Annotated in this window: 3 protein-coding genes; 2 read left to right on the forward strand and 1 reads right to left on the reverse strand. The window is 71.9% G+C overall.

The window, feature by feature from the left end:
* On the forward strand, positions 1–223 hold a 223-nt coding region (locus PSU4_RS30805), incomplete at its 5' end, for a DUF1214 domain-containing protein (protein ID WP_147116188.1).
* Positions 224–562: 339 nt separating this feature from the next.
* On the opposite strand, the gene PSU4_RS30810 is transcribed toward PSU4_RS30805, so the two are convergent.
* Positions 563–1,465 (reverse strand): AraC family transcriptional regulator, encoded by a 903-nt coding sequence (locus tag PSU4_RS30810; protein WP_147116190.1) that lies wholly within the window; start codon positions 1,463–1,465, stop codon positions 563–565.
* A gap of 85 nt (positions 1,466–1,550) precedes the next feature.
* Here PSU4_RS30810 and PSU4_RS30815 point away from each other — a divergent pair.
* Positions 1,551–2,057: class I SAM-dependent methyltransferase (locus tag PSU4_RS30815; protein WP_147116192.1), on the forward strand; the 507-nt coding region annotated here is incomplete at its 3' end.

Here is a 2,057-nt window from a genome sequence, read left to right on the forward strand (position 1 = left end):
CTTCGAGCCGAACGAGTTCGACCGGTACACGATCAACAGCGAGCTTGCCTCAGCGAATGCGGATGGTTCGTACACGATCCGATTCGTCCACGGCACTCCGCAGGGTCCGAACGACATCCCCGTCCCTGCCGGCTGGAACATCCTCGTGCGCTTCTACCGGCCCCGGTCTGAGTTCTTCGACGGCACCTGGACCCTCCCCGAACTCGTACCCACCACACACTGACCACCAGCATCCACCCGTCGGACATCACGCAGATCGGCAGAGTGGCAGCGCGGCGGGACTGTTTCCAGATCGGTGTTCCCGGCTCGACGCGCCGGACTGGGTTCCGCGGCGATGCGGCCGGCTACGTCGCGCATGTCGTGGGGCACAACCGCGGTGTTCGGCGTCGTGGAAATGGTCCTCGATGTCGGTGCGGTCCGATGCCACGCCTCGACGGCCTCGGCCGCGGTCTGCGCGTGCTGGGCGGCCATGTAGCTCGAGTCCGAGCGAAACCGTGGTCGAGGCGCGCTCGGACCGGCGGGCCGGTCGGCCCCGATCCGGGCACCCGGACAGGCCGCGCGTTCAGGTCGAGCGACCCGCCTTGCGCCATGCTGCCGGCGGGACGCCGTGCTCGGCGCGGAACCGGCGCACGAAGTAGCCCGTCTCCCGGTACCCGACGCGCCTGCCGACCTCGGCGATCGTCAGGTCCGAACCTGCGAGAAGTCGCCGCGCCTCCCGCATGCGGCGCTCGGTGATCCACTGTTGCACGGTGCGGCCGGTGCGCCTGCCGACGACCGTCGTGACGTGCCCGGGCGTCAGGCCGACCGCGGACGCCACGTCGCGCAACGAGATCGGCTCGTGGAACCGTGTCTCGACGACGTCGAGCACCGCCGCGAGCAGCGGCTCCACCCCGGGGTCCTCCGGCGGGCCCGGCTGCAGCCGGCCGAGACGTACGAGCAGCAACGTCAGGTGCGCGCGGACGGCGTCGGCGTACCCGTCGCGGCGGCCGCGGAGCTCGTCGTCGAGGTTGTGCAGGTGCTCGGTCCACGCGGCGCGTTCGTGCTCGGGGACGCGGAGCCGTTGCGCCCCACCGCGTCGGTGCCCGCCGAACGGCGCCAGCAGCGGATGGGACCGCCATGAGGCGAGTGGGGCGGCGGCGGCGGGGTCGACGGCGTCGGCGGGGAAGAACACCGCCCACATCTGGGCGTGCCGGTCCGGCTCGGGGTGGCTGGTCACGACGGCCCCGGGTGCCATCACGAACGCGTCGCCGGCGCTGAGGGGCCAGTCGCGGCCGTCGACGCGCATGACGTCGGTGCCTTCGACGACGTAGAGCAGGACGAGGAAGTCGTGCGCGTGCGTGCCGAGGACCACCGCCTCGTGCGGTGTGCCGTCCCAGCTGCGGACGGTCACCGGCGGCACCCCGGCGCGGCGGTCGTAGCCGACGAGCTGGACACCGTCGGCGGATGTTACCGAAGAAAGTCCCATTGACCCCACGCTTCGTCGCTTGTCCGCAGATCGGAGTCTATCCAGACTGGAACGGGTAATCGAACTTCGTCTCCTGGAGTGAATCATGAGCACTGCCACCGCCGCCCGCGAGTACCTGCCGGCGCTGGTCAACCCGCACCTGCTGCCGTTCTACGACCGGTTCTCCCGGTTCCTCGGCGCGCGGGACGCGCACTGGCGGCTGCTCGTTCAGGCCGGGATCGAGCCCGGGACGCGGGTGCTGGAGATCGGCTGCGGCACCGGGAACCTCGTGCTGTTGGCGGCGGGCGCGGAGCCGGGTGCTGTGATCACCGGCATCGACCCCGATCCGGAGGCGATCGCGTGGGCCCGCCGCAAGGCTGCCCGCGCCGGTTCCGCGGTGGCGCTGCAGGAGGGGTTCGCCGAGGAGATCCCGATGGCCGACGGCAGTGTCGACCGGGTGCTGTCGTCGTTCATGCTGCACCACGTGTCGGCGCCCGACCGGGTCCTGGCGCTGCGGGAGGCGCGCCGTGTCCTGGCCCCGGGCGGGCGGCTGCACCTGGTCGACATCGACCGCGGCGAGCCGATGCCGCTGGCCCGCGCGGTGTCGCGGCTC

This window comes from Pseudonocardia sulfidoxydans NBRC 16205, from assembly GCF_007989085.1.
In the GTDB taxonomy this organism is placed as follows: Bacteria; Actinomycetota; Actinomycetes; order Mycobacteriales; family Pseudonocardiaceae; genus Pseudonocardia; species Pseudonocardia sulfidoxydans.

Bases quoted from the DNA above. Each gene is read 5' to 3' on its own strand.
- PSU4_RS30810 (WP_147116190.1), bottom strand. From the start codon at position 1,465: ATGGGACTTTCTTCGGTAACATCCGCCGACGGTGTCCAGCTCGTCGGC.